At 71.9% G+C, this 26,073-nt stretch carries 24 protein-coding genes; 12 read left to right on the forward strand and 12 right to left on the reverse strand.

From position 1 onward, the window contains the following. Positions 1–73 precede the first annotated feature (73 nt). Together VGX25_RS08040 and VGX25_RS08045 are read right to left on the reverse strand one after the other, a co-directional pair. A complete protein-coding gene (locus VGX25_RS08040) occupies positions 74–790 on the reverse strand; it encodes a sulfite exporter TauE/SafE family protein (protein ID WP_326916986.1) in 717 nt (238 codons plus the stop codon). Between the two features lie 286 nt (positions 791–1,076). After that, positions 1,077–3,887, reverse strand: a complete 2,811-nt coding sequence (locus VGX25_RS08045; protein WP_414635731.1) for an aconitate hydratase — start codon at positions 3,885–3,887, stop codon at positions 1,077–1,079. A gap of 78 nt (positions 3,888–3,965) precedes the next feature. Between VGX25_RS08045 and VGX25_RS08050 the strand changes: the two genes are divergently transcribed. Then, the gene (locus VGX25_RS08050; protein ID WP_326916988.1) at positions 3,966–4,337 is read left to right on the forward strand and encodes a glyoxalase; all 372 of its coding nucleotides are present in this window, start codon (positions 3,966–3,968) and stop codon (positions 4,335–4,337) included. Between the two features lie 5 nt (positions 4,338–4,342). On the opposite strand, the gene VGX25_RS08055 is transcribed toward VGX25_RS08050, so the two are convergent. Together VGX25_RS08055 and VGX25_RS08060 are read right to left on the reverse strand one after the other, a co-directional pair. Then, positions 4,343–5,818, reverse strand: a complete 1,476-nt coding sequence (locus tag VGX25_RS08055) for a proline-rich domain-containing protein (protein ID WP_326916989.1) — start codon at positions 5,816–5,818, stop codon at positions 4,343–4,345. Beyond that, on the reverse strand, positions 5,815–6,288 hold the full coding sequence (locus VGX25_RS08060; RefSeq protein ID WP_326916990.1) for a hypothetical protein: 474 nt from the start codon (positions 6,286–6,288) through the stop codon (positions 5,815–5,817). The genes VGX25_RS08055 and VGX25_RS08060 overlap by 4 nt, the downstream gene beginning before the upstream one ends. A gap of 151 nt (positions 6,289–6,439) precedes the next feature. Here VGX25_RS08060 and VGX25_RS08065 point away from each other — a divergent pair, with 151 nt between their 5' ends. The 7 genes from VGX25_RS08065 (at position 6,440) to fabI (ending at position 12,955) form a co-directional block, all read left to right on the forward strand. After that, a complete protein-coding gene (locus VGX25_RS08065; protein ID WP_326916991.1) occupies positions 6,440–7,735 on the forward strand; it encodes an NlpC/P60 family protein in 1,296 nt (431 codons plus the stop codon). Between the two features lie 8 nt (positions 7,736–7,743). Then, on the forward strand, positions 7,744–8,283 hold the full coding sequence (mobA, locus tag VGX25_RS08070) for a molybdenum cofactor guanylyltransferase (RefSeq protein WP_326916992.1): 540 nt from the start codon (positions 7,744–7,746) through the stop codon (positions 8,281–8,283). A 75-nt stretch (positions 8,284–8,358) separates the two neighbouring features. Further along, on the forward strand, positions 8,359–9,411 hold the full coding sequence (locus VGX25_RS08075; RefSeq protein ID WP_326916993.1) for a MoxR family ATPase: 1,053 nt from the start codon (positions 8,359–8,361) through the stop codon (positions 9,409–9,411). Next, positions 9,408–10,355 carry a DUF58 domain-containing protein gene (locus VGX25_RS08080; protein ID WP_326916994.1) on the forward strand — a complete coding sequence of 316 codons (948 nt, stop codon included), beginning with the start codon at positions 9,408–9,410 and terminating at the stop codon, positions 10,353–10,355. The genes VGX25_RS08075 and VGX25_RS08080 overlap by 4 nt, the downstream gene beginning before the upstream one ends. Before the next feature lie 8 nt (positions 10,356–10,363). Beyond that, positions 10,364–11,347, forward strand: a complete 984-nt coding sequence (locus VGX25_RS08085) for a VWA domain-containing protein (RefSeq protein WP_326917044.1) — start codon at positions 10,364–10,366, stop codon at positions 11,345–11,347. Positions 11,348–11,462: 115 nt separating this feature from the next. Continuing rightward, positions 11,463–12,167: a 3-oxoacyl-ACP reductase FabG gene (fabG, locus tag VGX25_RS08090; RefSeq protein WP_326916995.1), complete on the forward strand. Its 705-nt coding sequence runs from the start codon at positions 11,463–11,465 to the stop codon at positions 12,165–12,167. 20 nt (positions 12,168–12,187) lie between these two features. Next, entirely contained in the window at positions 12,188–12,955 is a 768-nt protein-coding gene (gene fabI, locus VGX25_RS08095; protein WP_326916996.1) for an enoyl-ACP reductase FabI, read from the forward strand. Here the strand turns inward: fabI and VGX25_RS08100 are convergent. From VGX25_RS08100 to VGX25_RS08120, 5 genes are read right to left on the reverse strand one after another with little or no spacing between them, the layout of a single operon-like run. Then, the gene (locus VGX25_RS08100; protein WP_414635729.1) at positions 12,937–13,254 is read right to left on the reverse strand and encodes a DUF397 domain-containing protein; all 318 of its coding nucleotides are present in this window, start codon (positions 13,252–13,254) and stop codon (positions 12,937–12,939) included. The genes fabI and VGX25_RS08100 overlap by 19 nt on opposite strands. Continuing rightward, complete coding sequence (locus tag VGX25_RS08105; protein ID WP_326916998.1) at positions 13,151–13,516, reverse strand: Scr1 family TA system antitoxin-like transcriptional regulator; 366 nt, start codon at positions 13,514–13,516, stop codon at positions 13,151–13,153. The genes VGX25_RS08100 and VGX25_RS08105 overlap by 104 nt, the downstream gene beginning before the upstream one ends. Beyond that, a complete protein-coding gene (locus VGX25_RS08110; protein ID WP_326916999.1) occupies positions 13,444–13,899 on the reverse strand; it encodes a helix-turn-helix domain-containing protein in 456 nt (151 codons plus the stop codon). Before VGX25_RS08110 ends, VGX25_RS08105 begins: the two co-directional genes overlap by 73 nt. Positions 13,900–13,910: 11 nt before the next feature. Further along, positions 13,911–16,214, reverse strand: a complete 2,304-nt coding sequence (locus tag VGX25_RS08115) for a hypothetical protein (RefSeq protein WP_326917000.1) — start codon at positions 16,212–16,214, stop codon at positions 13,911–13,913. After that, complete coding sequence (locus VGX25_RS08120) at positions 16,201–17,799, reverse strand: hypothetical protein (RefSeq protein WP_326917001.1); 1,599 nt, start codon at positions 17,797–17,799, stop codon at positions 16,201–16,203. Before VGX25_RS08120 ends, VGX25_RS08115 begins: the two co-directional genes overlap by 14 nt. Positions 17,800–17,888: 89 nt before the next feature. On the opposite strand from VGX25_RS08120, the gene VGX25_RS08125 reads away from it, so the two are divergent. Further along, a complete protein-coding gene (locus VGX25_RS08125; RefSeq protein ID WP_414635730.1) occupies positions 17,889–18,968 on the forward strand; it encodes a ferrochelatase in 1,080 nt (359 codons plus the stop codon). Here the strand turns inward: VGX25_RS08125 and VGX25_RS08130 are convergent. The 3 genes from VGX25_RS08130 to VGX25_RS08140 form a co-directional block, all read right to left on the reverse strand. Continuing rightward, positions 18,880–19,485, reverse strand: a complete 606-nt coding sequence (locus VGX25_RS08130; RefSeq protein WP_326917002.1) for a hypothetical protein — start codon at positions 19,483–19,485, stop codon at positions 18,880–18,882. The two genes, VGX25_RS08125 and VGX25_RS08130, sit on opposite strands and share 89 nt — an antisense overlap. Before the next feature lie 594 nt (positions 19,486–20,079). After that, positions 20,080–20,868 (reverse strand): hypothetical protein, encoded by a 789-nt coding sequence (locus VGX25_RS08135; RefSeq protein ID WP_326917003.1) that lies wholly within the window; start codon positions 20,866–20,868, stop codon positions 20,080–20,082. A gap of 46 nt (positions 20,869–20,914) precedes the next feature. Then, the gene (locus tag VGX25_RS08140; protein WP_326917004.1) at positions 20,915–21,415 is read right to left on the reverse strand and encodes a YcxB family protein; all 501 of its coding nucleotides are present in this window, start codon (positions 21,413–21,415) and stop codon (positions 20,915–20,917) included. 20 nt (positions 21,416–21,435) lie between these two features. Here VGX25_RS08140 and VGX25_RS08145 point away from each other — a divergent pair, with 20 nt between their 5' ends. The 3 genes from VGX25_RS08145 to VGX25_RS08155 are packed head-to-tail and all read left to right on the forward strand — an operon-like array spanning position 21,436 to position 26,064. Then, the gene (locus tag VGX25_RS08145; protein WP_326917005.1) at positions 21,436–22,662 is read left to right on the forward strand and encodes a low temperature requirement protein A; all 1,227 of its coding nucleotides are present in this window, start codon (positions 21,436–21,438) and stop codon (positions 22,660–22,662) included. Between the two features lie 52 nt (positions 22,663–22,714). Continuing rightward, on the forward strand, positions 22,715–24,109 hold the full coding sequence (locus tag VGX25_RS08150; RefSeq protein WP_326917006.1) for an ATP-binding protein: 1,395 nt from the start codon (positions 22,715–22,717) through the stop codon (positions 24,107–24,109). Then, a complete protein-coding gene (locus VGX25_RS08155; protein ID WP_326917007.1) occupies positions 24,106–26,064 on the forward strand; it encodes a VWA domain-containing protein in 1,959 nt (652 codons plus the stop codon). The genes VGX25_RS08150 and VGX25_RS08155 overlap by 4 nt, the downstream gene beginning before the upstream one ends. Positions 26,065–26,073: the final 9 nt, after the last annotated feature.

Consider the following 26,073-nt stretch of genomic DNA (forward strand, 5'->3'; position numbering starts at 1 on the left):
GGTCGTCGGGTTGATTGTGGCTGGTTGCCGTCACGGTCCCCTGAGGTTCCGTTGGCCGGACCAAGACCTCACGTCACCCCAGCAGGCTGCGCCCGATCAGCACCAGCGCGCTCAGCGCCGCGAAACCCAGCACGGCCCAGCGGATCCGGCCGCCCTCGACCAGCCGCCTTGCCGGGCCGGACAGCGCGAACCCGACCAGCAGGAAGGGCGCCAGGATCGCCGCGGCGCGCGCGTCCCGGCCGTCGAGATGTCCCGCCACCGCAAGGCCGACGGCCGAGATCGGCGCCCCGATCGTGAAGTACGCGGCCATCGTGGCCCGGATGCGCGCGCCGTCTTCGTGCTGGTACAGCAGCACGACCGGCGGCCCGCCGATGGCCATGGACGTGCCGAACGCCCCGCTGACCACCCCGGCCGTGGTCAGCGCCCCCGGCGTCGGCCGCGGATGCCAGGACACCACCGACAGCACGGTGAACGCGAGCACGCCCAACCCCACGACGGTCAGAAACCCCCGCTGCGGCAAGGAGTCCACCACGAGCACGCCGACCACCGTGCCGGGCAGCCGCCCCAGCGTCGCCCACCCGACCCCGCGCCAGTCGACGTGCCCGTGCTCCCGCCACAGGGTGAGCACCGTGTGCACGGTCCCCACCAGCAGCATCGGCCCCGGCAGCAGGCTCGGCTCCACCAGCGCCAGCACCGGCACCGCGACGAGCGCCATACCGAACCCGACCGTCCCCTGAACGAGCCCGCCGAGCGCCAGCACCACTCCGGCGATCAGCAGCGTTACCGTCACACCCCCATACTTCGCCGAACCGCCCGCCCAGCGCGCATGATTTGGCCCAGATCACGCCGGGCACATCACCCGCATCCCACCGGCGTGGGTGTTGGCCCGCGTAAGGGCGGGGCATGCCTGCCGGGAGCCGGAGCATGCCTACCGGACGGCGGGACACGCCCGAGAGGTCCGTGGCCTGCCGGCGTCTCCCGCCCTTGTGTCGGTGTGTTCCGGCTTCAGGTAGCCAGGTTCGGCCTTCCGGCAGCCGCGGGCGGGATCACCTCCGCTCATCGGCCGCCCGAGAGCACTAGCTCACCATCTTGCGCAGCACGTACTGCATGATGCCGCCGTTGCGGTAGTAGTCGGCCTCACCGGGGGTGTCGATCCGGACCACGGCGTCGAAGTCCACAGTGGACCCGTCGGGGCGGGTGGCGGTGACGGCGACCGTGCGCGGGGTGGTGCCGTCGTTCAGCGCGGTGATCCCGGAGACGTCGAAGGTCTCCTCGCCGGTCAGGCCGAGCGAGGACGCCGACTGCCCCTCGGGGAACTGCAGCGGCAGCACGCCCATCCCGATCAGGTTGGAGCGGTGGATCCGCTCGAACGACTCGGCGATGACCGCGCGCACGCCGAGCAGGGAGGTGCCCTTGGCGGCCCAGTCCCGTGACGAGCCGGAGCCGTACTCCTTGCCGGCGAGCACCACCAGCGGAATTCCCGCTTCGCGGTACGCCATCGCGGCGTCGTAGATCGTGGTCTGCTCGCCCCCGTTCAGGAAGTTGCGAGTGAAGCCGCCCTGCACGTTGTCCAGCAACAGGTTGCGCAGCCGGATGTTGGCGAACGTGCCGCGGATCATCACCTCGTGGTTGCCGCGCCGCGAGCCGTAGGAGTTGAAGTCCTTGCGCTGCACGCCGTGCGCGGTGAGGTACTCACCGGCGGGGGAGTCGGGCTTGATCGACCCGGCTGGCGAGATGTGGTCGGTGGTGACCGAGTCGCCGAGCAGCGCGAGGACCCGCGCGCCGGTGATGTCGGTGACCGGGTCCGGCGACAGGCCCATGCCCTCGAAGTACGGCGGCCTGCGCACGTAGGTGGAGTCGGGATCCCACTCGAAGGTCTTGCCGGTGGGCGTGGGCAGCGAGCGCCAGCGCTCGTCGCCGGCGAACACGTCGGCGTAGTCCCGAGTGAACATCTCCGAGGAGATCGCCGACTCGATGACGTGCTGGATCTCCTGCGGGGACGGCCAGATGTCGGTCAGGTACACCGGTTCTCCGTCCGAGCCGGTGCCGAGCGGCTCGGTGGTGAGGTCCTTGTCCATCGACCCGGCCAGCGCGTAGGCGACCACTAGCGGCGGGGAGGCCAGGTAGTTCATCTTGACGTCGGGGTTGATCCGGCCCTCGAAGTTGCGGTTGCCGGACAGCACGGACACCACGGCCAGGTCGTTGTCGTTCACGGCGGTCGAGATCTCCTCCGGCAGCGGCCCGGAGTTGCCGATGCAGGTGGTGCATCCGTAGCCGACCAGGTGGAAGCCCAGCTTCTCCAGGTACGGCAACAGACCCGCGCGCTCGTAGTAGTCCATGACCACTTTGGACCCCGGCGCCAGCGTGGTCTTCACCCACGGCTTGCGCTCCAGCCCGCGCTCGACCGCCTTCTTGGCCAGCAGCGCCGCGCCCAGCATCACCGACGGGTTGGACGTGTTGGTGCACGAGGTGATCGCGGCGATCGCCACCGCGCCGTGGTCGAGGTCGAACGTGTTGCCGTCCACGGTGACCGGCACCGGGTTGCTCGGCCGGCCCGTGGCGCCCTCGGCCGCCGAGAGCGCGTCGTGCGGCTTGCCGTCGCCGTTGTCCTCGTGCGCATAGGTGGGTGAGTCGCTGGCCGGGAACGACTCGGCGGACGCCTCGTCCACAGTGGACGTATTCTCGGCCGTGTCCGGAGTGGTCGAGACGTAGTCGGCGAGCGCCGCGCGGAACGCCGGTTTGGCGTCGGACAGCGCGATCCGGTCCTGCGGACGCTTCGGCCCGGCGATCGACGGGACCACAGTGGACAGATCGAGCTCCAGTGTCTCGGAGTAGGCCGGCTCCGCTTCCGGGTCGTGCCACAGGCCCTGCTCCCTGGCGTACGTCTCGACCAGCGCCACCTGCTCGGCCGAGCGGCCGGTGAACCTCAGGTACTCCAGGGTCTCGGCGTCGATCGGGAAGATCGCGCAGGTCGACCCGAACTCCGGGCTCATGTTGCCGATCGTGGCCCGGTTGGCCAGCGGCACCGAGGCCACGCCCGGTCCGTAGAACTCGACGAACTTGCCGACCACGCCGTGGTGGCGCAGCATCTCGGTGATCGTCAGCACCAGGTCGGTCGCGGTGGAGCCGGGCGGCAGCTCGCCGTGCAGCTTGAACCCGACCACCCGGGGAATCAGCATCGACACCGGCTGGCCGAGCATGGCGGCCTCGGCCTCGATCCCGCCGACGCCCCAGCCGAGCACGCCGAGCCCGTTGACCATCGTGGTGTGGCTGTCCGTGCCGACCAGCGTGTCCGGGTAGGCCTGCCCGTTGCGGATCATCACGACGCGGGCCAGGTGCTCGATGTTGACCTGGTGGACGATCCCGGTGCCCGGCGGGACGACCTTGAACTCGTCGAACGCGGTCTGGCCCCAGCGCAGGAACTGGTAGCGCTCGCGGTTGCGCTCGTACTCGAAGTCGACGTTGCGCTCGAACGCGTCCGGCCGGCCGAAGATGTCGGCGATCACCGAGTGGTCGATCACCAGCTCGGCCGGGGCCAGCGGGTTGACCTTGGCCGGGTCGCCGCCGAGCTGGGTCACGGCCTCGCGCATGGTGGCCAGGTCGACGATGCACGGCACCCCGGTGAAGTCCTGCATCACCACGCGGCCCGGGGTGAACTGGATCTCCACGGACGGCTCCGCCGCCGGATCCCACGTGGCCAGCGCCTGCACGTGCTCGGCGGTGATGTTCGCGCCGTCCTCGGTGCGCAGCAGGTTCTCCAGCAGGATCTTGAGGCTGTACGGCAGGCGCTCGGCGCCGCGCACCGCGTCCAGCCGGAACACCTCGTAGGAGGCCGATCCGACGGTCAGCGTGGTCCGGGCGCCGAAGCTGTCCTTGGTCGCGGTCACATCAGGCTCCATCCGGCGAGTCTCTCCTTGCCTCAAACAGTACGCTTGTCCTGTAATTGCGTTCAAGGAGGGGTGCCGATGATCCACCACGTGCAGATCGTGTGCCCGCCGGGCAGCGAGGACCTGATGCGCCAGTTCTACGGCGGCGTGCTCGGCTGGGCCGAGCTGCCGAGGCCGCCCCAGCTCGCGACCGGGGGCGGATGCTGGTTCCGGGTGCCGGGCGTCGGCGGGCCGGACGGCGAGCTCCACGTCGGCGTGGAGGAGCCGTTCGTGCCCGCGCGCAAGGCGCATCCGGCGTTCGTCGTCGACGTGGACGCCGTGGCCGCGGCCGTGGAAGCGGCCGACCACCCGGTCAGCTGGGCCACCGACATCTCCGGCCGCCGGCGCTTTCACACCAACGACCCGGTCGGGAACCGCCTGGAGTTCCTCGACCGGGCCGCCGGGATCTGATTCGGTTACTTGGCCAGCTTCAGCAGGGCGTAGACGTCGTCCGCGCTGAGGCTCTTGAGCACGGTCAGCTCGATGTCGGTGAACGAGCGTAGCGGGCTGACGTACCACTTGCCGTCGATGTTCGTGGTGACGATGCCGGTGTTCTTGAGCATGCCCGAGGCCAGGTTCACCAGGGCCTGCTTGGCCTCGGCGGAGATCTTCGAGTCGCCGCGCGACTCCTTGTCGATCAGCTCGGCCACCTGGTCGCCGCAGAACTTCTCGCTTTCGCCCTCGGCCTCGTAGGAGTAGCAGTCACCGTCCCGGCGGATCTTGACCGTGCCGCCCTCGACCTGGACCTCGGCCTCCTTGATGACCACCTTCTTGCCGTTGGTCACGTCCTGGGTGTCGGCGCTGAAGTTGGTGATCTTGGCGCCGGACGGCTTGGGCCGGCCGGCCATCTCGACCAGCACCGGGCCGGCGTCGTGCAGCGCGCCCATCTCGTCCGGCGGCAGCAGCTCGATGACCCGCTCGAGGTTGCCGTCGGCCGCGGCCTGGGCCAGCTCCCGCACGGCGTCCTGCGGGCTGCCGGCGCCGTTGTTCGCGATGCCCTGCCTCGGCCACGGCTTGTCGGCGTCCTGCAGCGCGTAGTCGGCGATCGTGTAGAAGAGGCTCGGGTACCACTGGCCGTCGACGTTGACCGTGGCGATCCGGATCGGCTTGCGCCCGTTGTCGGTCGCCTCGGCGATGTCGATCTCCTCGTGCTGCGGGTCGGAGTTCAGCCCGCGCGGGAAGGCCGCCTCGAGGAAGCGCTCGGTGAACGGCAGCTTGGCCGCGTCCGAGTCGATGGTGAGCTTGCCGCCGACCAGCTTGGTGATGGTCAGGTGGTCGTTGACCTTCTCCGCGGCGGCGTCGTCGTACTTCAGGTCGGTGGTCCTGATCTCCGCGCCGTGGATCTGGTTGGGGTCGGCGTCCTGCTTGTAGACGTCGAGCCGCTTGAGCTCCTCGGTCATGTCCTTGTTGAGGTCCACCATGATCGACGCCTCGGCGGGCGCCAGGCTGGCCAGCACCCCGGCCAGGTCGCCCTTGCCGATGGCGCTGACCAGGTTGTCCGCCGCGGCCGTCGGGCTGGGCGCGCCGGCCTTGACGTCGCTGCGGTTGAGCGCCCACACGGTCACCACGGAGCCGGCGGCGATGGCGACCACGGCCACGATCGCGCCGATGATCAGGCCCTTGCGGCTCTTCTTCGGCGGCTGCGGCGGCGGGTAGCCGGACTGGCCGCCGTACTGCCCGTACTGCATGGTCGGCTGGGGACCCGTCTGGGGGAACCCCTGCTGGGGGTAGCCCTGGGTCGGCTGGGGGCCGGTCTGGTAGCCGGGCGGCGGCTGGTACCCACCCTGCTGCTGGGGGTAGCCGGGCTGAGCAGGGAAGGGACCGCTCCCCGGGCCCCCCGGCTGGTTGGGATTGTTCGGCTGCCACGGGCCGCCAGAACCTGGATAGGTCACGGTTCCCCTCCTGCGGTGTTGGTCGCGCGGGTGCGCCGGCCGGCGAGGACGCCGACGACCCCAAGCACTGCCAATACCCCGCCGATGAGCGTCACCGTGGGACCGGTGCGGGCAATGCCGAGGGGCGCGTCTTCGCTGCCGCTTACGACGGCCGCGACGCCTCCGACGGTTCCGCAGACTATCGCCACGACCGCGGCGAATGTTGCGGCTGTCCTGCGGAAACCGAACGCGTAGGCGGCGACGCAGAGCGTGATCACCGGGATGATCATCGTCCACGCGTCGAGCGCCAGCGTGAGCGGGCTGCCCTCGAGGACCTTGATCGTCCGGATGATGCTGATCGACTCGTAGCTGTCCCGCAGCACGCTCCCCGACTTGAACCACGGCAGGAACGTCCCCACCGCGACGAGCACCAGCCCGACGCCGCAGGTCGCGGCGCCCGCGAGGCCGATCGGGAGTGGACGTCGGGACACCGGCCCATGCTCGCAGGACCCGGCCCGGTCGCCGCCCGCACCCCGCGTTCACCACGCAGGGTGATCGGCTTGGGATCGATGGGATGAATGTTGTGGACGATGAGTAAGTTTCCAGTGTTACGACTGGTGCAGGAAATGCCAGAGTGGCACAGTGGCTGCCGTGCTGACCCGACGACTCCGGGCGGCCGGCGTTGTCACCGCGTCGATCGCGCTGGTGCTGGCCATCGCGCCGGGCACGGCTGCCGCCGTCCCGCCGCCTCCGCCCAACCCCAGCGACAGCGAGCTCAAGGACAGCCGGGCCGACGCGAAGGCCAAGGCCGGCGAGGTCGGAACGCTGACCAACCGGGTGGCCCAGGCCGAGGCCAAGCTGATCGAGCTGCAGGCCGACGTCGAGGCCAAGATGGAGGAGGCCAACAAGGCGCTGGTCGACCTCGAGACGGCCCAGGAGGTCGCGCGCAAGGCCCGCGAGGACGCCGAGGCGGCCAGGCGCGAGGCGGACGGCGCCGGGCAGGCCGTCGAGGACGCGCGCAAGGAGCTCGACGCGTTCGCCGCCGGAAGCTTCAAGCAGGGCAGCACGATCGGCTCGATGTCGGCCTACATCGGAGCGTCCAGCCCGGAAGATCTCCTGGCTAGGGCCCAACTGCTGAACGCGGTCAGCGGCAGTCAGCTCGACGCGCTCGAGCTGATGGAGCGGGCCAAGATCACCAAGGCCAACAAGGACTCCGCCGCCCGCGCCGCCCTCGACCTGGCCAACGCCAAGCACGCCGAGGCCGAGCAGGCCAAGCGGGACGCCGACGCGGCCACCGCCGCCGCCCAGCAGGCCCAGCGTGACCAGGTGGCCAAGGCCGACCGCCTGCTGGCCGACAAGGAGGCGGCCGAGCGGGAGCTGGCCGAGGCGCAGGCCAGGGTCGGCGGGCTGGAGAACCAGCGGCAGCGCTACGAGGACTGGCTGGCGGCCAAGCAGCGCGAGGAGGCGGCCGCGGCCGCCGCGGCGGGTGGTGGCCGGCCGGTGGCGGCGTCGGCGGGCGGCTCGGTCCGGGTCGTGATCGACCGGGCGCTTTCCCAGCTCGGGGTGCCATACGCCTGGGGCGGCGGCAACGCCAACGGGCCAACGAGGGGCATCCGGGACGGCGGCGTGGCGGACTCGTTCGGCGACTACAACAAGGTCGGGTTCGACTGCTCCGGGCTCATGATCTACGCCTTCGCCGGGGTCGGCATCCGGCTGCCGCACTACAGCGGCTACCAGGCCACCGCGGGGCGCCGGGTGCCGCTGTCCCAGATGGCGCCGGGGGACATGCTGTTCTGGGCCACCGGTGGCCGGATCCACCACGTGGCGCTGTACATCGGCAACGGCCAGATGGTCGAGGCGCCCTACTCGGGCTCGCGGGTGCGGATCGCCTCCGTGCGCTACGGCGGCATCGTGCCGCTGGCCACCCGGCTGCTCTAATTCCTTCTATGGCGTTCGCCGCGGTGATCCTGGCCGGGGGGCGGGCCGCCCGACTGTCCGGTGTGGACAAAGTGCAGCTCGAGGTGGCCGGGAAGACGTTGCTGCGGCGGGCAATCGAGGCGGTGGCCGGGGCGGAGCCGATCGTCGTGGTGGGCCCGCGGCGCGCGGTGCCGGGGGTGGTCTGGACGCGGGAGGACCCGCCGGGGTCGGGGCCGGTGGCCGGGCTCGCCGCCGGACTCGACGCGCTGCCCGGCGGGGTGACCGAGGTGGCCGTGCTGGCCGGCGATCTGCTCGGGGTCCGGGCGTCCACCGTGGACCGGTTGCGGGCCGCGGTCGACGCGGAGTCGGCCGGGGCGGTGCTGGTCGACGCCGGCGGGGTGCCGCAGTGGCTGATCGGCGTCTGGCGGGCCGGCCCGCTGCGCGCCGCGCTCCCGGCGGAGCCGGCCGGCCGCTCGCTGCGGGCGGTGCTGGGCGCCCTGCCGTTCGTGGAGGTGCCCGCGGAGCCGGGGGAGGCCGCGGACGTGGACACCCCGGACGATCTGCCCTAGCTCACAGCCGTCATACCGCTGATCCGGTGTCCTGTAACAGGGAACGTGTGCACCCACCACGAGGAGGTTGGCAAGTTGACCGAGCCCGCGGGCGACGTGCCCCCGACCAGCACGCCGGCGCGCGACGCCCAGCTGCTCGAGCGAACCGTGTTCGAGGTCAAGCGGGTGATCGTCGGGCAGGACCGCCTGGTGGAGCGGATGCTGGTGGGTCTGCTGTCCAAGGGCCACCTGCTGCTCGAGGGCGTGCCCGGCGTGGCCAAGACGCTGGCCGTGGAGACGTTCGCGCGGGTGGTCGGCGGCTCGTTCTCCCGGGTGCAGTTCACCCCCGACCTGGTGCCCGCCGACATCCTCGGCACCCGGATCTACCGGCAGGGCAAGGAGAGCTTCGACGTCGAGCTCGGCCCGGTGGTGGCCAACTTCGTGCTCGCCGACGAGATCAACCGGGCGCCGGCCAAGGTGCAGTCGGCGATGCTCGAGGTGATGGCCGAGCGGCACGTGTCGATCGGCGGCCAGACCTTCCCGATGCCCGACCCGTTCCTGGTGCTGGCCACCCAGAACCCGATCGAGAACGAGGGCGTCTACCCGCTGCCCGAGGCGCAGCGCGACCGGTTTCTGTTCAAGATCATCGTGGACTACCCGACCGCCGAGGAGGAGCGGGAGATCGTCTACCGGATGGGCGTGAACCCGCCGGAGCCGCACCAGGTGCTCACCCCGGCCGAGCTGGTCCGCCTGCAGGGCGTCGCGTCCACCGTCTTCGTGCACCACGCGCTGGTCGACTACGCGGTGCGGCTGGTGCTGGCCACCCGCACCCCCGGCGAGCACGGGCTCACCGACGTCGCCGGCTGGGTCGCCTACGGCGCGTCCCCGCGGGCCAGCCTCGGCATCGTCGCCTCCTCGCGCGCGCTGGCCCTGGTCCGCGGCCGCGACTACGTGCTGCCGCAGGACATGGTCGACGTCATCCCGGACGTGCTGCGGCACCGGCTGGTGCTGTCCTACGACGCGCTGGCCGACGGCGTGCCGATCGACCACATCATCACCAGGGTGATGCAGACCGTGCCGCTGCCCCAGGTGTCGGCGCGGCCCCAGGTCGGCCACGCGGCGCCGGTGGGTGTGTCCGGCCGGCCATGAGCCGCGACAAGCGTGAGAAGAAGCGCCCGCGCTGGGCGCCGCCGATCCTGCAGGGCGACCGGATGGAGGCGGGCCTTCGGCTGCTCGAGCTGGACGTGCGGCGCAAGCTCGACGGGCTGCTGCAGGGCAATCATCTCGGTCTGGTGCCCGGCCCCGGCTCGGAGCCGGGGGAGGCGCGGACCTACCAGCCCGGCGACGACGTGCGGCGGATGGACTGGGCGGTCACCGCCCGCACCACGGTCCCGCACATCCGGGAGACCGTCGCCGACCGGGAGCTGGAGACCTGGATCGTGGTGGACCTGTCGCCCAGCCTGGACTTCGGCACCGCGGCGTGCGAGAAGCGCGACCTCGTGGTGTCCGCGGTCGCCGCGGTCGCGCACCTGACCGGCGGTGGCGGCAACCGGATCGGCGCGGTGATCGCCACCGGGGACCGCACGATCCGGCTGCCGGCCCGCGGCGGGCTGGCCTACGCGCGCGGGCTGGTGCGCCAGGTCGCCATGACGCCGCGCGCGCCGGAGGGCACCCGCGGCGATCTGGCCGACGCGGTCGAGCAGCTGCGCCGGCCACCGCGCAGGCGCGGGCTCGCGGTGATCATCTCCGACTTCCTGGGGCCGACCACCTGGCAGCGGCCGCTGCGCGCGCTGGCCGCCCGGCACGACCTGATCGCCATCGAGGTGCTCGACCCCCGGGACATCGACCTGCCGGACGTCGGCACCGTCGTGCTGGCCGACCCGGAGACCGGCCGGCAGCGCGAGGTGCACGCGTCCGCGTTGCTACGCAAGGAGTTCGGCGCCGCGGCGGCCGAGCATCGGGCTGAGGTGGCGGCCGCGATCCGGCGCGCCGGCGGAGGTCATCTGGTGCTGCGCACCGACTCGGACTGGATCGCCGACACCGTCCGGTTCGTCGTCGCCCGCAAGCGCCGGTGGTCGGGAGGAGTGGCCTGATGTTCGGACTGAGCCTGCAGCGCTTCAGCTCGCCGTGGTGGTTCCTGCTGCTCGTGGTGATCGCCGGGCTGGCCCTCGGGTACATCGTGGTGCAGCGGTTGCGCCGCAAGCGAATGATGCGCTTCACCAACCTGGAGCTGCTGGACAAGGTGATGCCGCGCAAGCCGAGCCGGTGGCGGCACCTGCCGGCGATCGTGCTGGTCGGAGCGCTCGTCCTGCTGACCACCGCGATGGCCGGGCCGACGGCCGAGCAGAAGGTGCCGCGCAACCGGGCGACCGTGCTGCTGGTGATCGACGTGTCGCTGTCCATGCAGGCCACCGACGTCAAGCCGACCCGGCTGGACGCGGCGAAGGTGGCCGCGAAGTCGTTCACCGAGGGCCTCACGCAGGGGATCAACCTCGGCCTGATCTCCTTCGCCGGCACCGCGACGGTTCTGGTCGGGCCGACCACCGACCGCCAGCCGGTGATCAAGGCCATCGACGGGCTGCGGCTGGCCCAGTCCACCGCCACCGGTGAGGCGATCTTCGCCGCGCTGCAGTCGATCGAGAGCTTCTCCCAGGTGGTCAGCGGGCCGGAGGGGCCGCCCCCGGCGCGGATCGTGCTGATGACCGACGGCAAGCAGACCATTCCCACACCCAACGGCGAGGACCCCCGCGGCGCCTTCACGGCGGCCCGCGCGGCGGCCGAGCGGAAGATCCCGATCTCCACGATCTCGTTCGGCACCGAGCAAGGCGAGGTCTCGATCGACGGCAAGGATCAGCTCGTCCCGGTCGACGACGAGTCGATGCGCGAGATCGCCCGGCTGTCCGGCGGCGAGTTCTACAAGGCCGCCACCGCCGAGCAGCTCCGCTCGGTCTACGACACCCTGGGTGAGCAGATCGGCTATGAGATCAAGGACGCCGACGCCAGCCGGCCGTGGCTGATGCTCGGCACGCTGGCCGCCCTGATTGCCGCCGGCAGCGCCCTCATGATCAGCCAACGCATACCCTGAGCTGGACAACGCATAACTAACCTGACTACTACAGTGGATCCCCGATATTCCACCCCGGACGGTCCAGATAATCTCAACGCGCGTGGGGTTGACTCGAAGGGTGCGAGGAGAACGCGTGGGACGGTCTGTTCTGGTCACCGGTGGTAACCGCGGAATCGGGTTGGCGATCGCCCGCGCGTTCGCCGCGCAGGGCGACAAAGTGGCGATCACGCATCGGGGATCCGGTGTCCCGGAGGGACTGTTCGGGGTTCGCTGCGACGTCACCGACACGGCGCAGATCGACGCCGCGTTCGGTGACGTGGAGGACGCCCACGGCCCGGTCGAGGTGCTCGTGTCCAACGCCGGCATGACCGATGACACGCTGCTCATGCGGATGGGCGAGGAGCAGTTCACTCGAGTGCTCGACGCCAACCTCACCGGCGCGTACCGGGTCGCCAAGCGGGCCTGCCGGGGAATGCTCAGGGCGCGCTGGGGTCGGATGATCTTCATCTCCTCCGTCAGTGGGATGGCGGGTTCACCGGGTCAGGTGAACTACGCCGCGAGCAAGGCCGGCCTGATCGGCCTTGCCCGATCGATCACCCGCGAGCTGGGCTCCCGCAGCATCACCGCCAACGTGATCACCCCGGGTTTCATCACGACCGACATGTCCGCCGCCGTGACCGACGAGCGCCGCGACCAGATCCTCACCCAGGTACCCGCCGGCCGGTACGGCGAGCCCGACGAGGTGGCCGCCGCGGTAACGTTCCTTGCCTCGGACGCCGCCGGCTACATCACGGGAGCCGTGCTGCCGGTCGACGGCGGCCTTGGCATGGGCCACTAACGACTCCCGGGAGGCACCGCGTGGCGGGACTGCTCGACGGCAAGCGTCTGCTCATCACCGGCGTGATCACCGACTCGTCGATCGCGTTCCACACCGCCAAGGTGGCCCAGGAACAGGGCGCCGACGTCGTGCTGACCGGGTTCGGCCGGATGAGCCTTGTGGAGCGGATCGCCGCCCGGCTGCCGCAGACCCCGCCCGTGCTCGAGCTGGACGTCACCAACACCGAGCACCTCGACGGCCTCGCCGACCGGGTCGCCGAGCACGTCGACGGCCTCGACGGCGTGCTCCACTCGATCGCCTACGCGCCCCCGTCCTGCCTCGGCGAGGCCTTCCTCGACGCGCCATGGGAGGACGTCGCCACCGCCGTCCAGGTGTCCGCCTACTCGCTGAAGTCCCTCGCGGTGGCGTGTCTTCCGCTGATGAAGTCGGGCGGCTCGATCGTCGGCCTCGACTTCGACGCCCGCATCGCCTGGCCCGCCTACAACTGGATGGGCGTCGCCAAGGCGGCGCTGGAGTCCACCGCCCGCTACCTGGCCCGCGAGTTGGGCCCGCAGGGCATCAGGGTCAACCTCGTCGCCGCCGGCCCGCTGGGGACGATGGCCGCCAAGTCCATCCCCGGCTTCAACCAGCTCCGCGACGCCTGGGGTGAGCGCGCCCCCCTCGGCTGGGACACCGCCGACGCCACCCCGGTCGCCAAGTCGATCTGCGCACTCCTCTCTGACTGGCTCCCCGCCACCACGGGCTCCATGGTCTGGGTCGACGGCGGAGTTCACGCCCTGGGCATGTAGGCGACAAATCGCCGCCACGCCGGCACATCGAAGGTCAGCACCGGTCCCCCGACGTTCTTGGAGTCGCGGACGAATGTGGCCGCATCCAGCGCGACCTCGACACAGTCGCTTCCGACCCCTCCCTGGCTGTGGCTGCTCTTTCTCCACGCGGACGCATCAAGCGCCACCTCGACGCAGTTACTGTTGATACCGCCGCTAAAGCTGCTTTTCCTCCAGTCGGTCCGGGGCATCCGGGTCAGCTCGCTGTCGGTCGTAGTCGTTTGCCAGGGTGGCAAGCCACTCCCGAGATTCTCGCTCATCGAGGGCAATATTCGCGATGACCGGTATCAAAGTGCGGTAGCCCTCGACGTACTGCGGGTCTTCCAAGAACAACCCGCTGAAGTACCCGTCAAGATAGACCAATGGCTGGTGGTCGACGTACTGAAACAGGCGAAATGCCCCGCCGAACGTGTGTCGAGCATCGTTCAATGCCGGGACCACCCTTATGTTCACCTGCGGCAATCCGTCAAGCAGCAGCGACTTCGGCACTTGGTCGTGCATGATCGTCGGATTGCCGACCACCGGCCGAAGAGCCGCTCGTGCACGAAGAACGTGAACAGCGCGGGGTGCGGTCGGTGCAGGACTTGTTGCCGGTCCGTCCTGACCAGCACCGCAAGCTCGATGTCGTCGTATGGGTAGACCGGGTCCGTGTCGGCGCACGAAGTGGCCGAGCCCGGGCTCGGCTTCGCGGCACATGCGTGCAGCTCGGCGCCGTAGATGCCATATACCCCACAGAACGCGAGATAGATGATCACATCGACCTCGCTGAGATGGAGATGGCCGAGTTCGGCCCGCGAGATCGTCGTCGTCGACCAGCCGAGCTCCTGACTCAGCTCGGTCTCGGTCAGGCCGGCGGCCTCGCGGAAACTCCACTCCAACGGATCATCCGCGCGGCGGCTGGCCACCGGCGCAATGGTCACCGGCCGCCGGCAAGCAGGTAGTCGAGCGCGGCGAGAAACTCGTGGGCCGGCTGGCCGAGGTCGCGTTCGCGGGCGGCCAGATACTCCGGGGTTCGCATCGCCGGCAGGGCATGGCGGGCGATGGCGACGGCGTCCTCGTAGCGGCCGGTGAGCTGGTAGGCCTGGATCAGCTCGGTGGCGGCCTTGGCCTGCTCGACGAACGTGCCGGGGTCGGTGCGGTCGCCGGCGAGGTCGGCGAGGAAGCCGTACACCGCGGCCGCGGCGTCGAGCCGGCGGGCGTCGACGCTGAGGCACACGGCCTGGTATCCGCGGCGGGCGCAGTCGTGCCGCAGCTCGGCCGCAACGCCGGGACGGGCCATGGCATGCCGCAGTGCCCGCAGCGCGGCATCGCGCACCCGCGGCCGGGGCAGCGCGATGCTGTCCAGCACGACGGCGAAGCCGGGCACGTGCACCGGCGCCGAGACTTCGGACTGCACGGGCGGGACGGGCGTCGCGGCAAGGAGCGCGAGGATGTCGTCGGTGTGCCGGTCGACGAACGAGCCCGGCTCGATCTTCGAGTGCATGACACCGATGTGCGTCATGGCCACCGCCATCAACCACGTTTGCCCGTCGGTGGTGTGCTGCCCGGACTCGATGACCGTGCGCAGGCCCGCGGACGCCGTCGCCTCCGCGGACGCCGAGTCGCCCAGCGTGTGGTAGCGCTTGGCGATGTTGTTGTCGATCACCGCGCCGACCCCGATCCGTTGGGTGAGGTCAGTCAGATGCGGGAGATGCTCGCGCGCGGTGAGGAGGTCCTGTAGTGCTGAGCGGGTGCGGCCGGCCCGGTCGGCGATGCGGGACCGCACGATCAGGGACTCCACGAGCGAGGGGCAGGCGTCCTGGGTGATTTCGTGCAGCAGCGTGGCGCCCTCACAGGCGTCGTCGATGAGTTGGGCCGCGGTCTCGCCGTCCGCGGCCTGCTCGGCGAATCGTGCCCAGCCGAGGAGTTTGTCGGTGACGAAGCTGAGGTCGCGTGACCCGGTGACCAACGCCTCGGGGACCCGGACCGACCGGTACAGCTCGACGACCTTCCGCAACGCGGTGAGCAGCTCCCCGACCGGGACGTTGCCCGCGGTTGCGACCGCGCGTGCCTGGGTCAGCAGCGCCTCGACGTGCGTCTCGACCAACGCGCCGCCGGACAGCGACGACATCGTGCCGGACGACTCGGCGGCGGCCCTGGCCCGAGCCAGGTACGTCTCGGCCTGCTCGAGCGCCAGCGACCGGCGGGCGAGCACGGTCAACGCCTTGACGTGCATCGGGAGGTAGCGGTCGCGGTCGGCGTCCACCAGCTCCTGGGTGAGCTCCGTCAGTTGGGTGAGCTCGGCGACGGCGGCGGGGTCACCCTCGTCGGCGAGATCGGCCAGCGCCAGCCGGGTGCCCACCAGAGCCGCCACCATGGCATCCCGGTCGACCGGCTGGAGATAGGCGAGCACCTCGCCGGGCTGGAGGCCGATCTCGTCGCGCTTGCCGCGTGCCACCGCGTCGGCCAGGATCAGCGCATCGGCCTGGGTGGCCGGGATCCGTGCGTTGACGCCCCGCACGTACCACGCCGGGTCGTCGAGGAGCCGCTCGAACAGCTCCCGCGCCAGCGCGAACTGCGTGCGGGCCTCGTCGTTCCGGCCGGCCCGCAGGAGCCGGTTGGCCAGCGCGTGGTGCGCGATGGCGACGTCGGCACAGGGCGATCCGAGGCAGGCGAACAGCTCGGCGCGCACGTACCTGGCCGCGGTCTCGACCGCCGCGGCGTGGTCCCCGTTCTCGGCCTGGCAGCGGGACAGCACCCGCAGCGCGTTGGGCGCGACCGCGGCGACCGTGTAGCTGACCGTCCCGTCGAGCCCGGCCAGGTCGACGGCCTCGCGTGCGATCGGGAGCGCCTGGCGGGGCGCGCCGATCTCGAGGAGCGACTCGGCCCGGTGGGCCAGCAGGGTGATCCGCTCCGCGACGTCGGCGGGCTCGGCCGGCGCGTCGAGCGCGAGCAGCCGGTCGAGCACGGTGTCGGCGAGGAAGCGCAGCGCGGCGCTGTCGACCGGCAGCAGCTCGCGGACGACGGCGAGCTGGTCGGCGTCCAGCTCTCTGGCCACTGCCGTCAGCACCTCGGCCATCGGCTGCCCCGTGGCGATCGCCACCCGCATCGCCGGTCGCAGCGAACCGGGCAGGCCGCGCCGAACCGCCGCCGCCAGCGCGTCCATGTGGTGCGGCTCCCGCTGCGCGAGGCGGGTCAGCACGGTCAGCGCGTGCTCGGTCTGCCCGTCACTGAACCGCATCGAACACACCGAGCAGCGCGGGATCGTCGGCGAGGGCCCGGCCGACGAGGTGCTCGCCGAGCAGGTCCGGTTGGACACCCTGCAACCAGGCCGTCCCCGGGTAGAGCCGGTGGAACAGCTCGGCCACGTCGTCGAGCACGGCGGCCGGCTGGTCGGCCAGCAGCGGGCAGGTGCGCAGGAGCGCGACGGCCTCCGTGGGGTGGGCGATCTGCCCGGCGAGAGTGATCAGGGCGGCCGCCTGCCGCATCGGGCGGCCGGCGAGGTGCGGCAGGCTCAGCGCGCGGGCGCCGTCGTCCCACAGCGCCTGCTCACGACGCAGCGCCGCGTCCAGCAGCGTCCCGGCCGCCTTGCCGGGGTCGCCGAGCGCGGCCTCGAGTGCGGCCAGATGCAGGAACAGGACGCGGTCGAAGTCGTCCTCGGTGAACGCCTGGGCGACCGTGGCCGGGACGGTGCCGAGCACGTCGCCGAAATGGCGCGCGGCCTCGGTCACCACGGCGGGGCGGTCGGCAACGGCCGGTACGAGCGGGCCGAGTCGGGTGACCGTGGTGGCGGGCCCGGTCAGCAGGTCGCCCACGCTGCCGTGGGTCCGGGACACCTCGTCCCACCATTCCCCGCGGGCCCTGGCGAGCAGCACGCAGCGCACCCTGGTCGCGCGGCCCGTCAGCGCCGCCGCGATCAGCTCGATGACCTCCCTGCGCCGGGTCTCGGCATAGTCGATGACGACGAACAGGTCGCCGCGCCACCGGAGGAGGTCGGCGGCCCACGCGTCCCGACCGTCCACATCGGACACGAGGAAGCCCGAGCGCCACCCCGCCGCGCTCGCCCGCAGCGCCGCCTCGATGAGCAGCCGGGTCTTGCCCATGCCGCCGGGCCCGCTGACCAGGCGCACCCGGAGGGGGTCGGGCGCGTCGCGCCACCGCTCCAGCTCCGCCAGCTCGGTGTCCCGGCCGTTGAACGGCACCACGCGGTAGGCGGCCCGCAACAACGCGCTCGGCGGGTGCAGCACCGGCGTCCACGTCGACGTGACCAGGCTCAGCACGTCGGCCCCGCGGCCGGCGGCCAGCGCGGCGGTCTCCGCCGGCGCCGCGTCGAGGCGCTCGAGCACCTCCTGCCGGAACGCGAGCTCGAGCCCGGGGAGGAGCGCCGCGTCGGCGACGAGGATCCGGTAGGCGTCGGTCACCACCCGCCGGCACACGGCTTCCTCCGCCTCGCCAAGCTGGCGCAGCCTCGGCCGGGCCGCGTCCAGCACCGCGGCGGCAACCCGCTCGGCGTCCATCCCCAGTCTGGCAATTCCGCGCAGGTTCAGCCCGTACGAAGCCAGAATCTCGGCGGCTCCGGACAGTCCGGCCCGCAGGTCGTCCCCGCCGAGCCGCTCCCCGTCGGCCCACGCCTCGACACCCGTCGTGATCCGCTTGACCGCCTGGTCGTACACCGAGCCGCGCCCCTTCGCCAGGCGCGCGGTGATGGCGTTGATCGCCGTGTCCGCGGCGACGCCCACCCCGGCGACCGGCCCGGCCAGCGCCGTGGTCACCAGTGCCTTGGCAAGCCCGACCGCCATGGCACGCACGTCCGCGCGCTCGGCCATGCCGCCTCCGCCGATTCCCTCGCACCCCGGTCCGGCCCATGGGTGGGCCCTGCACCATCATGTCGGATGACGGTGGCCGTGGATATGAGGTGGCTGTGGACAAGCCCGACGCGTTGGTGTGGCTTTCCTTTGGCGGGCCGGAAAAGCCGGAGGATGTGCGGCCCTTCCTGGAGAACGTGACCAGGGGGCGTGGCGTGCCGCCGGAGCGGCTCGACGAGGTGGAGCGGCACTACCAGTCGTTCGGCGGATTGTCGCCGATCAACCGGCTGAACCGGGAGGCGATCGACGCGACCAGGGCCGAGCTGCGGCGTCAAGGCGTGGATCTGCCCGTCTACTTCGGCAACCGCAACTGGCACCCGATGATCGAGGACACCGTGGCGGAGCTCGCCGCCGACGGGGTGCGCCGCGCGCTGGTGTTCGCGACGAGCGCGTACGGCGGATACTCGGCGTGCCGGCAGTACGACGAGGACATCGCACGGGCGCGGGCCGCGGTGGGGGAGCGGGCGCCGGAGCTGACCAAGCTGCGGCAGTTCTTCGACCATCCGCTGTTCGTGTCCGCGTTCGCCGACGCGGTGCGGGCGGCGGCGGCCCGGCTGCCGGGGCCGGAGCACCGGCTGGTGTTCACCGCCCACTCGGTGCCGGTGTCGGCCGACCGGGCCGCCGGGCCGCCCGGGGAGGGCGGGCACCGGTACTCGCGGCAGGTCACCGAGGCGGCCCGGCTGGTGGCGGCCGACGTGGGAGTGGCCGACTTCGACGTGGTGTGGCAGTCGCGGTCCGGTCCGCCGCACATTCCGTGGCTGGAGCCGGACATCGTCGACCACCTGGATTCCCTGCACGAGAGCGGGGTGCCGGCGGTGGTCGTGTGCCCGGTGGGGTTCGTCAGCGATCACCTCGAGGTCGTGTGGGACCTCGACACCGAGGCGGCGCACCGGGCCGAGGAACTGGGCATGGGCTTCGCCAGGGCGGCGACACCCGGGTCGGATCCCCGGTTCGCCGAGCTGGTGGTGGAGCTCGTGCGGGAGCACGTCGACGGAACGCCGCCCCGCAAGCTGTCGGCCTTCCCGGCCGCCGGGTGCACGGTCAACGGTGCGCCATGTTCGCCGGACTGTTGCGCGCCGCCAAGTAGGCCGCGCCCCGCGGGGACAGGCGGTACCCCACCCGCAGGCTGATCGTCAGCCCGAGGTTCTTCAGCTTGCGCACGTCCAGCTTGAACGGATGCGTCTCGCGGCCAAGCGCCGCGGCCAGATCGGGCGCCCTGACCTCCGGCCGCTCCGCGATAATCGACAGCGTGGCCATGGTCCACGGCCCCCACGAACTGGCCCGGTCCAACCGCTCGAGCCGTTCCGTGATCGCCTCCACGTCCTCCGGGCCGAGGCGATCGTCGGCCGCCAACTCGTCGCGCGGATCGACCCCCTCGGCCGGCCGAATACGCAACAGATAGACCGGATCCCCAGGCTCACCACGCAAATCCGCCCGCGCCGCGGCCACCGACGAGTACCCCGCGGCCCTCGCATCCCGGCTGGTGATCTTCGACGGCGCCACCACCGTCACCTCGTCCACCGCGATCCGCCCGGCGCCCGTTCGGTACACCCTGCCCGCCGTGACCTGCCGCGTCCGCCACCGCCGGAACATCACGGTGATCGAGCCGTCCTGGATCCCCGCCCACAGCCGCTTCTCGATCAGCACGCCCGGAGCCTAACTCCCGGTCAATGCCGCTCGGCGGAGGTCGACAGCGCTTTCGCGCCGGCGATAGGTGGCGGTCGCCCGAGTGCCCCGGCCCGTCAGGTGATCAGAGTTGTCAAGCTAAAACGTGCGGAGCGACCACGGTTTTCCTGGCGGCCGCCAGGCTTGGCGGGGTGGCTGAGCCCCAGGGGCTGGGTTGCGGCCATGATCGGCCTTTCTGGGCGCTGGCGCTCATGTGAGCAATGAACGCCCTTTGACAGCTCTGCTCGCTCCCCTTCCTGGCTTCCGATAGCGCTTCGAGTGCTCGGCCAACTGGCGCCCGCCAGCGCAATTCAGCCCGGTAGGCGAGCCCGGCGCCCACCACCCGAACTGCCCACCAACCCGTCCCAGACCCCGCCAAGCACCCCGGTCAGTGCCGCTCAGCGAGGGTCGACGGCGCGGTCACCCGCTTCGGCGATAGGTGGCGGTCGTCGGGGTGCCCCGGCCCGTCATGTGATCAGAGTTGTCAAGCCACAACGTGCCGGGGCGGCAACTCACCCGGCAGGCGAGCCCGGCGCCCACCACCCGAACCACCCGGCAACCCGGCCCGGACCCCGGTCAGTGCCGCTCGGCCGGGGTGGACAGCGCGCGGACGGCCTCGTCGATCGCGGCGCAGCGGGCGACGCGAACGGCGTCGAACAGGGGGCGGAGGGCTTCGGCGCGGCGCATGGCGGCGGACGCGGACAGGGCGCCGCCGGGCTCGTCCTCGTTGGCCAGGTCGAGGATGGCGGACACCTCGGTGGCGCGCTGCAGCACCCGCAGGGCCCGCTGCGGCATGCCCTCGGGCCAGCTGACCCGGGTCTGCGCGGCCACCCGCTCGCGCAACTCCTCGCGGACGCCGGCGCGCTGCTTGGCCACCCCCAGCTCGGTGAGCAGGCCGGCGGCCACGCGCATGGCACCGGTCAGCTCGTGCTCGGCCTCGCCGAGCGGGACGTGGTTGGCCACCGGGGGCTGGCCGAGGTCGAACACCGTCCAGCGGAGCACGCCGTCGGCGACGGCGTCGGGCACGATGCCCAGCGAGCCGTGGACGACGGCCTCGCCGGCGTGCAGGGCCTCGGCGGCGAACTCGCCGGACTGGCCGAGCCCGCGCACGTCACCGGGCACCGGCAGCACCAGCCGGCCGCCGCTGGCCCCGGCGCGGCGCAACGCGGCGAGCAGCGCGGCCGCCTGCCCCGGCTGCTCCTCGCGCACCGGTATGTCCAATGTGGCCGCAGTGCCCACGTCCGCGGCGACCACCTCGTGCAGCTCCGCCCACTGCTGCAGGGCATCCAACACGTCGTCGGCCGCGGCGAACCCGTTCAACCAGGCCGACGACCAGACCACAAACGTCGCGCTCGGTGAAGACACGTGTCTGAGCGTACGCGACGCCCATTGCGTCCCGGTCAAGGGGAGATCAGTTTCCCGCCCCGGGCCCGATCCGCCGGGTCAGCAGCTCCCGGAACCGTTGGCGTTGCTCGGGTTCGGCGAACGCCCGGTTGGGCACCGGGTAGAACGGGCTGGCCCGCTCGGGACCGGTGCGCAGCACGAACCCCCGCCGCGTCTCCAGCCACCCGGACAGCTTCGCCCAGTCGAGGTCGCTGTACGCGGTTCCGTCGACGGTCATCATGCGCAGCGAGCTCTCGTCCACCTTCGCGGTCATCGTGGTCGCCGCCACCGGGTTGCGGCGGAAGGAGATCCACACGCCGACCACGGGCAGGGCGGCGATCACCGCCGCGCAGGCCATCCCGAACACGCCCGCGGAGAGCTGGCCGAGGAACACCAGCACGACGGCGGCCACCCCGAACGCCGCGGCGAACCACGGCGCGAACCGGTAGACCGGGGCGGCGGCGCGCAACCCGTGCACCCAGTCCGAAGGGTGCGGGTCCCACCGGAGCTCCATTTGGCCGTCGCTCATGATGGACCGACACTATGCGCATGACACGGCAGGTACGCGCGCGGGTGGAGGCGGTTCGGGAGAGCGGCAGCGCCACCACCCTGGAGCTGTTCTTCGATCTGGTGTTCGTGTTCGCGCTGACCCAGGTCACCGCCTACATGGCCGACGAGCTCACCGGCCAGGCGGTGTTCCGCGGCGTGCTGGTGCTGGCCGTGGTCTGGTGGTGCTGGGTCGGCTATTCGTGGCTGTCCAACGTCGTCAAGGCCGACGAGGGCGCCGCGCGGGTGGCGATGTTCGTCGCGATGCTTGCCATGTTCCTGATCGCGCTGACCATCCCCGAGGCCTTCGACGACGGCCGGGGCGGGCTCCACGGCCCGACCGTGTTCGCGCTCGGCTACCTGGTCCTGCGGGTCGTGCACGTCCTGCTGTTCCTCATGGTCAGCGAGTCGGACGCGGCGCTGCGCCGGCAGGTCCTGCGGTTCACCCCGACGATGATCACCGCGACAGCCCTGCTGCTGCTGGCCGGGCAGACCTCCGGGACCGCGCAGACCCTGCTGTGGCTGGCCGCGGTGGCCGCCGACTACGGCGGCACGCTGGTGATCGGCGCCCGCGGCTGGCGGTTGAACTCCGCCAAGCATTTCGCCGAGCGGCACGGGCTGATCATCATCGTGGCGCTCGGCGAGTCGATCGTGGCCATCGGTGTCGGCGTGGCCGCGCTGCCCATCTCCTGGCCGATCGTGGTGGCGGCGATCCTGGGGCTTGCGGTGTCGGCCGGCCTGTGGTGGTTCTACTTCGACGTGGCCGCGCTGCTGTCCGAGCGCGCGCTGTCCAAGGCCCGCGGCGAGCACCGGGTGGCCATGGCCCGGTCGGCGTACACCTACCTGCACCTGCCGATGATGGTCGGGGTGGTGCTGGCGGCGCTGGGCCTGAAGAAGGTGCTCGAGTACGTCGGCGACGCCGAGCACCATACGCTGGCCGACAAGCTGTACGGGGTGCCGCTGTGGGCGCTCTACGGCGGCGTCGCGCTGTTCCTGCTCGGCCAGGTGGCCTTCGCGTGGCGCTGCTACGGCCATCTCAAGGTGGCGCGGCTGGCGCTCGCGGTGGTGCTGGTCGCCGTGGTCCCCGCGGTGGCCACCCTGCCCGCGCTGGCCAGCCTCGGCGTTCTGGCCGTGCTGGTGGCCGCGCTCAACGTGTTCGAGTTCGTCCGGTTCGCCGACGCCCGGGACGAGATCCGGCATGCCGAGCAGGCCGAGCACGCCGAGGAGTAACTGGAGCCGCTCCACGTCGACCGTTCGGGCGAACGCACGTAGCGTTGGCTCCGTGACCCAACCAGAGCACCTGCCGAGGACGGTCGGCGAGCTGCGCGCGGCCGGGCACGAGCCGCGCGGTGTCAAGGCCGAGATCCGGGAGAACCTGCTCGCGGCGTTGCGTGCGGGCCGGGATCCGTGGCCGGGCATCGTCGGCTTCGGGCACACCGTGCTGCCCCAGCTCGAGCGCGCGCTGCTGGCCGGGCACGACGTGGTGCTGCTCGGCGAGCGCGGGCAGGGCAAGACCCGGCTGCTGCGCACCCTGGTGGGGCTGCTGGACGAGTGGACCCCGGTGATCGCCGGGGCCGAGCTCGGCGAGCACCCGCTCGAGCCGATCACCCCGGAGTCCCGCCGGCGGGCGGCCGAGCTTGGCGACGACCTGCCGGTGGCCTGGCGGCACCGGTCCATGCGCTACGCCGAGAAGCTGGCCACCCCGGACACCTCGGTGGGGGATCTGATCGGCGACGTGGACCCGGTCAAGGTGGCCGCCGGGCGCACCCTCGGCGACCCGGAGACCATCCACTTCGGACTGGTCCCGCGCGCGCACCGCGGCATCGTGGCGATCAACGAGCTGCCCGACCTTGCCGAGCGGATCCAGGTGGCGCTGCTCAACGTGATGGAGGAGCGGGACATCCAGATCCGCGGCTACACCCTGCGGCTGCCGCTGGACGTCCTGCTGGTGGCCACGTCGAACCCGGAGGACTACACCAACCGCGGGCGGATCATCACCCCGCTCAAGGACCGGTTCGGCGCCGAGGTGCGCACGCACTACCCGCTGACCGTGGCCGCCGAGGTGGACGTCATCCGCCAGGAGGCCGCCCTGCTGGCCGAGGTGGGCGACCCGCTGCTGGAGGTGCTGGCCCGGTTCGTGCGCAACCTGCGCGAGTCCGGCGCCGTCGACCAGCGCTCTGGGGTCTCCGCCCGGTTCGCCGTGGCCGCCGCCGAAACCGTTGCGGCGGCGGCACTTCGCCGGTCCGCGCTGACCGGAGAGGAGCCGGCGATCGCCCGGCCGGTCGACCTCGACGCGGTGCCGTCCGTGCTGCGCGGCAAGATCGAGTTCGAGTCCGGTGAGGAGGGTCGGGAGACCGAGCACCTGGTGCACCTGCTGCGCCTGGCGATCGCCGAGACCGCGCGGGAACGGTTCGCCGGCTTGGATCTGCGGCCACTGGTGGACGCGGTGGTGGACGGCAACCTGGTGGCCACCGGGGAGCGGGTGCCGGGCACCGAGGTGCTCGCCGCCCTGCCGGAGCTGCCCGTGCTGCACGACGTCGCGGCGCGCGCGGGCGTCTCGTCGAGCGACCCGCCCGGCCGGATCGCCGCGGCCATCGAGCTGGCGCTTGAGTCGCTCTACCTGGCCCGGCGGCTGGCCAAGGACTCCGACGACGGGATGACGGTGTACGGGCCATGACCGTCGAGTTCGGACGGTACAGGTACGGCCCGTGGCACGACGGGCCCGATCCGCTTGCGGCGCCGGTGGATCTGCGGTCGGCGCTGGAGTCGATCGGCCAGGACATCATGGACGGGCGCTCGCCCCGGTCGGCGCTCGACGAGCTGCTCCGCAGGGGCACCCGCGACGTGTCCGGTTTGGACGATCTGCTCCGCCGGTTGTGGCGGCGCCGGTCGGAGCTGCAGCGCCGGCACAACCTGGACGGCACCCTGCAGGAGGTGCGGCGGCTGCTCGACGAGGCGCTGCGGGCCGAGCGGGCGGCGCTGTTCCCCGATCCCGACGACGAGGCGAGGTTCCGCGAGGCGCAGCTGGACGCGTTGCCGCCGGGAACCGCCGCGGCCGTGCGCGAGTTGGCCGACTACGACTGGCGGTCGGCCGAGGCAAGGGAGTCCTACGAGAAGATCCGCGACCTGCTCGGCCGGGAGCTGATGGAGTCCCGGTTCCACGGCATGAGGCAGGCGCTGCAGCAGATCCGGCCGGGCGACGTCGAGCGAATCCGGCGCATGATGGCCGACCTCAACGACCTGCTGCTGGCCCACCTGCGCGGGGAGAACACCGACAAGCGGTTCGCCGACTTCATGCGCAAGCACGGCGACTTCTTCCCGGAGAACCCGCGCAACACCGAGGAGCTGATCGACGCGCTGGCCGCACGGGCGGCCGCCGCGCAGCGGATGCTCAACTCGATGTCGGCCGAGCAGCGCGCCGAGCTGGCCGAGCTGATGAGCGGCGCGTTCGGCGATCCCCGGATGCTCGAGCAGATCGCCAGCCTGGACGCGAACCTGCGGGCGCTGCGGCCGGGGGAGGACTGGACCTCCTCGGCCCGGTTCCGCGGCCAGGACCCGCTCGGCTTCGGCGAGGGCGCGGCGGCCATGGCGGAGCTGGCCGAGCTGGACGCGCTGGCCGAGCAGCTCGCCCAGTCCTATCCCGGGGCCCGGCTGGAGGACATCGACCTGGAGTCGTTGCAGCGGCACCTCGGCGAACAGGCCGCGGTGGACGCCCGCCGGCTGGCCGAGCTTGAGCGGGAGCTGCGCGCCGCCGGGCTGCTCGAACGGACCGAGGACGGCTCGCTTCGGTTGTCCCCCAAGGCGTTGCGCCGCCTGGGCGAGACCGCGCTCAAGGACGTCATCGGCGCGCTGCGCGGCCGGCGCGGGCAGCGTGACACCCGCCACGCCGGGGCCGCCGGCGAGCCGACCGGGTCCTCGCGGCCGTGGCAGTTCGGCGACACCGAGCCGTGGGACGTGCCCAGAACCGTGCGCAACGCCGTACTCCGCACAGCGTCCACTTCGGACGGTTCGGTCGCGCTCGACGTCGTCGACGTGGAGGTGGCCGAGACCGAGCAGCGCGCCCGCGCGGCCGTCGCGCTCTGCGTGGACACCTCGTTCTCGATGGTCTCCGAAGGCCGCTGGGTCCCCATGAAGCGCACCGCTCTGGCGCTGCACCAGCTGATCCGCACCCGGTTCCGGACCGACGCGCTGCAGCTGATCACCTTCAGCCGGCACGCGCGTTCCGTGGAGCTGGCCGAGCTGGTCGGCCTGGAGGGCGTGTTCGAGCAGGGCACCAACCTGCACCACGCGCTGCTGCTCGCCGCCCGCCACCTGCGCCGCAATCCCGACGCCCAGCCGGTGGTGCTGGTGGTGACCGACGGCGAGCCGACCGCGCACCTCGACCCGGACGGCAACGCCGACTTCCGCTACCCGCCGCATCCCCGCACCCTGCGCAAGACCGTGGCCCAGGTGGACGAGCTGGCCCGGCTCGGCGCCTCGGTAACCGTCTTCAAGCTCGGCGAGGACCCCCGGCTGGCCGCGTTCGTCGACCTGATCGCCCGCCGCGGCGGCGGCCGGGTCGTCGCCCCCGACCTCGACGGCCTCGGCGCCGCCGTGATCAGCGATTACCTCCGCACCCGCCGCCCCCGCTAGCCCGCGTGT

The sequence above is a fragment of the Actinophytocola sp. genome (assembly GCF_035942955.1).
GTDB lineage: Bacteria > Actinomycetota > Actinomycetes > Mycobacteriales > Pseudonocardiaceae > DASYTH01.

What these genes read in the sequence shown, in the direction of transcription:
- VGX25_RS08050 (WP_326916988.1), top strand. Translation starts at nt 3,966, where the DNA reads ATGATCCACCACGTGCAGATCGTGTGCCCGCCGGGCAGCGAGGACCTG.
- mobA (WP_326916992.1), top strand. Translation starts at nt 7,744, where the DNA reads ATGGCGTTCGCCGCGGTGATCCTGGCCGGGGGGCGGGCCGCCCGACTG.
- VGX25_RS08080 (WP_326916994.1), top strand. Translation starts at nt 9,408, where the DNA reads ATGAGCCGCGACAAGCGTGAGAAGAAGCGCCCGCGCTGGGCGCCGCCG.
- VGX25_RS08100 (WP_414635729.1), bottom strand. Translation starts at nt 13,254, where the DNA reads ATGAGCGAGAATCTCGGGAGTGGCTTGCCACCCTGGCAAACGACTACG.
- VGX25_RS08115 (WP_326917000.1), bottom strand. Translation starts at nt 16,214, where the DNA reads ATGCGGTTCAGTGACGGGCAGACCGAGCACGCGCTGACCGTGCTGACC.
- VGX25_RS08120 (WP_326917001.1), bottom strand. Translation starts at nt 17,799, where the DNA reads ATGGCCGAGCGCGCGGACGTGCGTGCCATGGCGGTCGGGCTTGCCAAG.
- VGX25_RS08140 (WP_326917004.1), bottom strand. Translation starts at nt 21,415, where the DNA reads ATGAGCGACGGCCAAATGGAGCTCCGGTGGGACCCGCACCCTTCGGAC.
- VGX25_RS08145 (WP_326917005.1), top strand. Translation starts at nt 21,436, where the DNA reads ATGACACGGCAGGTACGCGCGCGGGTGGAGGCGGTTCGGGAGAGCGGC.
- VGX25_RS08155 (WP_326917007.1), top strand. Translation starts at nt 24,106, where the DNA reads ATGACCGTCGAGTTCGGACGGTACAGGTACGGCCCGTGGCACGACGGG.